Below are 5,087 nucleotides of genomic sequence, written 5' to 3'. Positions count from 1 at the left end.
AAAAAATAAGCTTAATAATCGACCTAAAAAATGTCTGAACTACAAAACACCTTATGAAGCTTTTGAAGAGCTAACTGGGGTAGATATAAAAAATTTACTGGGTTATGCACTTATGACTTGAATTCAGGTTGTATAAATTGGTCACTGAGTACCTTAATGATTTTGATGTTTTAGGGTTGCAACAAATTAAACATCTAGTAGAGAATGAAGGTCAATTTTTAACTCGTTTAATTGATGTGAATAGTAAACAAGCATTTTTGTTGCTACATAATAATCGTTCAGAAGTTGTCGCGGTAATTAACCTTAATCCTCGTAAGTTAGAGACCTTTTATATACAGAAAAATAGTAGCCTTCAAGTACAGCTAGAACGATTTATTGCTTTACGTTTTACTTGGTTATTGACGGAGGCTGAGTAATGCGTCGCTATTATCGAGTGCTCTTGGTATGGCTATTGCTTATTGCCAGTGTCACTTGGGGGTTCCCCCTAGCATGGCAACAAGTTTTGAGTGAATTCCAGCAATATAAAAAACTTACCGAGTATGGGCGTGGGGAGTCAGTTAAAAATAGTTTGGTCTATCAGGTGAGAGCTGATAAATGGGTGGTCTTTAGTATTCCTGCAAACACTGAGCAGTTACGGATTATTAGTAATTTGAATATTAAGCCGTCAATTATACAGCAAGCGACACAGCAAGAACTTGAGCCGCGCTGGCAATATGCTTTGCATTACCAGGTACTGGATAGGCAAAATCACGTGCTCTCTGAGCAAACTTATTATCATGGTACTCGCTTAACGCGCTATCAAGATGAACAAGGGCAGCAATTTTATACGAATTATTATGATAATAATAATTTGATTCCTTTAGATGGGCGTTTGGCAATATTAAGCCTTAAATCACTTCCCACTGCTGAGAAGATTCAGTTGAAATTAGAAACTTTTGAATCACAAGCAGTTGATGCTGTTATACGGCTCTATGTTCCTATTAAAGTAGCAGAACATCGTATTGGCACCTCATGGTTGCGTATGAATGATAAGCAGAAACAGGCATTAGCTAAAGGCAGTGTTTATCCCGCTGCTTTACTTAACGAAAATGAAAAACTTAACCTATTACGTCATCAGTGGAGTCCGCTAGGGCCGCAAGGTGTGGTCGACCGCGATTATCAGGCGCGTACCCTTTATGCGTTAAATGATGTGGATTATAAAGAAGTCGGTAGGCAAGCACTTTCTACTGGATTAGTGGTAGATGCTCAACAGCCTATTGTCATTCCTGTCGTAGGGTCAGGTAGTCGTCTATTACTTGACCTCAAGCCGGTAGACCAGACTACACACGGTGATGTGGTTATCACTTTGCATTGGTTTGGTACGGGGTTAAAAGCTCGGTGGCAGAAGCAAATGCTCTGGCATGGTGCGGGTACTCCGCTTGAACTCACTGTGCAACCAGGATTACTAGAAGTGCATAGTGCCAAGCCTTTATTGCTGAAAGTATTTTCACAAGAGCACTTAGGTGCTGAGAAAATTGATATTACGCCGCAATTAGTAAACACTTATGCTTATTATGCAGACTCAGGCTTAGATTACAAAATACGTCATATTAACCATCAGCCTGCCATGGTACGTATTGATGTGAGGCGGTTAATTTCAAGTACTGATGCTAACCTGCCTGCAACAGTCCATTATCAATGGCTAGATGCGCAGCACCAGATTTTACAGCAAGGTGAACTGATTGCACTCGAAACTCCCTCAGTTTATGATCGGGTAAAAAACGCGGTGGATAATGTTCAAATCAGTGATCCGAAAAGGTATTATTTTAAATTACCTAATGCGGTTAAATATCTGCGTATCTCGGCCTTGCAACATGATGTCTTAGTCAGTCTATACAATCAGCCTATCGGTTTAGTCAAACATATAGCGATTCCCAAGTGGATGAGTATGGCGAATAAAATGCAAGGTAGTGATTTACCTAGCTGGTTTGTAATGAAGCCGGAGCATTCACAGTCACTGGTACTCAATAAATTATTGAAAGCAATCAGTATACAGCCACGACCACCGATTGATGACCCTTATTTAGCTGAGGGGCTGTATTTATGGGAAGATTATTTACCCGAGCGCAGAGTTGAAGCGCGCTATATCTTGGTACCTTATGAAGGGCAAGCAAGAAGAAAAGAAATCTTGTCCAACTTATATTGTGTATTACCGGTAAACCAAAGTTTTAAAGCAAGACTGCAAGCTTATGGTTCATTACGGACACTGAATCCAGAGTTAATTTTTATACGCCCCAATAACCAAGCTTTTGATTTTTCAATTAGCCAAAATCAACGGGTATGGGCGCAAGCTACAGCCAAAGGGAAACAAGGTGTTTATTATTTACCTGATATAAAAACAGGCGTACACACTTTGAAGCTGCAAAGTTCCGAACCAATCACATGGCTGATAAACACTATGAATAATTGCCAAGGAGCGCAGTATTTAAAGCGTAGAGCCTTTAAACTAAATTCTAGGCATAAATTGGTCTTTAATGTACAGCATCAAGATGGCGTTAATGAAACTTTATCAGCTAAGATTTTTGCAAGCGCTGGTGGTACGCAGCATTCTAAAATAAAAGTTAGTATTATGCCATTAAAAGGCAATGCCCCTGCTTCTTATAAAGCCTACAGTGACTGGACTTTTACGCAGCGAGTTTATGATATAAGTCACCAGCAAGAAGCTAACAGTTGGGTCTTGTTTACGAATGCGCAAGATATAAACGCTGGGGAAAGTTTTTTTATTCCCTTAAACAGTGATTTACCCGCTGGACCCTATCGCATAGAAATGTCACTGCAAGAAGGAGAGGTAGGTTTTGTTAGTTTATCTAAATTAACACCAGGCATTCATGCGCAGAGACATTTTTATAGTAAGACTATAAACTAATGATTAAATACTATTTACTACTGATTACGCTATTAAACGCTAATGCTGGACAAGCTGAAACAATGAATAAACAGTGGCTAGAGGCATTTTCTAAGAACACTTTACAACCAGCAAGCTTAATAGAATTACAGCAAGTGGAACAGGCTTTTACTGAAGAATTGCAAGGCACTGAAAGTAAACTATGGGCTAAAGTTAATATGCAGCGTTTAGCGCAACCAAACCACCTTATTTTTCAAGAAAGCTCGCAGTCTCAGTATGGGCGTGGATTATTTATGCTTAGTACTGGAGCAATAGCGAATAATGTTTTATTACAAGCGCCACATGCTAAAGCGGATCGTTATACTGGAAAATTGACGGCATTATTATTTGAGCAAGGCGGGTTTCGTGCCGTGCAATGGAATAGCATACCGCGGCATGCTGAGGTTGTAGGGTTTTCTGCTAAGGCGGATATGGCGCACTTGAGTCAAACTTATTGGCAAGTTTTTACGCGCGCTTTTGCCAGGCAATTTCCGCAAGCTCGCATTATCCAATTACATGGTTATGCTCGTAACAAAAGGAAATCTAAACAAGGTAAAGACAGCGATATGATTTTGAGTGCTGGGCATTATTACCCACCTGCATGGATTCAACAAACGGCTAGCTGTCTAAAACAGAAGATGCCTGGAAAAGTCAGCTTATTTCCTTATGATGTTAATGAGCTGGGTGCGACCACTAATAGCCAAGGGAAATTATTACAGAGACTCAATCATCAGGGCTTTTTGCATATAGAAATGAGTTTAAGACTGCGTAAGTCATTATTAAGCAGTGTAAAACTACGCCAGTTATTACTTAGTTGCCTACAAGATTAATATGACTGGAAAATTAAGGCTATTTACTTTTATACTTTACTTTGGAATGCTCTGGGGGGGGATTTTACCTGTACATGCTGGTTTAGATGCAATGCAAGTACGCCTGCTGGATTCTTATTCATTAGCTTGGCGTTGGGATAATATTGAAAGTGCGCCTGAATGGGTGAGAGGGAAAGAGCCTGTTTATTATTCGGAGTGGGGATTTGATATAGTTAGATTAGAGCCTAATCAAGAAACGTGGGTTTATTTAGAACCCTATCAATATTTACGCATTTACAACCCTGAGCTAGTACTGCAGCCTAGTGACCTCTTGGTATTACTCTCTAATGCTTCCGGTTTAGCTGTTGAACAGCGGCTTAATATCAGTAGTGACGAGCATTCCTTATTATTAATAAATGATGCCAGCGCTGCTCAGTGGGTGCATATACGGCGCGATAAAACAGCTGAACAAGCATTAACGGTAGGACTTTTTGTTACACGTACCGAGACTTTGCCCAAATTAGCGCCTTATCGAGATATGGTTTTTTTATCCGACCCATGGGTATTATTAAAAGATAAAAACTATCAACTGCCTAAGATTTTTTGGCCTAGAGAGCCAAACCAAGTCAGCCATTTTGATATAGAAGGGCCGACCCGTTTAGTCTTAAAATCACGCTTAGCATACGAGCCTAATGCTGCTGAATTATCCCAAGATTATCGTATTGCATGGCAGATGGATGAACAAGTTATGCAATGGTTACATTTTTCTACTAGTGTTGAAAGTCGACATGTAGTAAGGGTTAAAAATCGCATTAAAGTTGTTAGTCGTGAGGAGCGACATTATTTAGAAATTCCCCAAGGTAAACATACGATTAGTTTAATGCCTGATCGTGCGATTTACTTACAAGTCTTAGAACAAAAAGCCGAAGATTATTTGTTTCCCAGCTTAAATCAACCGCGTGTATCAGTGACTCAAATTCGTGAGAATCAATTGTTATCGCCCCCATCATCCACTGAAATTAACCGAGTGGCGCAACAGGCTGAATTGCTTGTTAAAGATAATATTCACCGAGAAAGCCCCTTATTGGCGAGTAATTTATTAACTCAAGTGGCCTTGCAGCGTCCTGATTATCCGCCTGCACAAGCATTGGCAGAAAAATTAATAGGCCAAAATACCTTTTATCGCAACCTACTGCCGAGCAAAAAAAACACTAGCATGGCGCAGCAGTCGCTGAAAATCAGGGAAACGGAGCGATAGCGAAGTGATGATTTTTAGTCCGCAGTAGGCGACAGGGAAATTCGCCAATCCGAAGTGCACTGCGGTAGCAGTGCGCGAGGGAGGCTAGAATTTAATC

The 5,087-nt window shown here is 40.3% G+C and carries 4 protein-coding genes and 1 pseudogene; all 5 read left to right on the top strand.

The window, feature by feature from the left end:
* Window positions 1-121 (top strand): annotated as a pseudogene (locus tag BQ7314_RS16080) (IS30 family transposase); the annotation flags it as partial.
* Window positions 122-137: 16 nt separating this feature from the next.
* Window positions 138-416 carry a hypothetical protein gene (locus tag BQ7314_RS08495; RefSeq protein WP_217423837.1) on the top strand — a complete coding sequence of 93 codons (279 nt, stop codon included), beginning with the start codon at window positions 138-140 and terminating at the stop codon, window positions 414-416.
* Window positions 416-2,905, top strand: coding sequence for a hypothetical protein (locus tag BQ7314_RS08490; RefSeq protein WP_174483275.1), 2,490 nt, complete (start codon window positions 416-418; stop codon window positions 2,903-2,905). The genes BQ7314_RS08495 and BQ7314_RS08490 overlap by 1 nt, the downstream gene beginning before the upstream one ends.
* Window positions 2,905-3,753: a hypothetical protein gene (locus BQ7314_RS08485; RefSeq protein WP_174483274.1), complete on the top strand. Its 849-nt coding sequence runs from the start codon at window positions 2,905-2,907 to the stop codon at window positions 3,751-3,753. Before BQ7314_RS08490 ends, BQ7314_RS08485 begins: the two co-directional genes overlap by 1 nt.
* A 1-nt stretch (window position 3,754) precedes the next feature.
* Window positions 3,755-4,990, top strand: coding sequence for a hypothetical protein (locus tag BQ7314_RS08480; RefSeq protein ID WP_174483273.1), 1,236 nt, complete (start codon window positions 3,755-3,757; stop codon window positions 4,988-4,990).
* Window positions 4,991-5,087: the final 97 nt, after the last annotated feature.

The sequence above is a fragment of the methanotrophic endosymbiont of Bathymodiolus puteoserpentis (Logatchev) genome, assembly GCF_900128525.1.
Taxonomy (GTDB): Bacteria; Pseudomonadota; Gammaproteobacteria; order Methylococcales; family Methylomonadaceae; genus Methyloprofundus.
The sequence above is the reverse complement of the archived record's forward strand: the minus strand, read 5'-3'. Positions and strand labels throughout refer to the sequence as shown.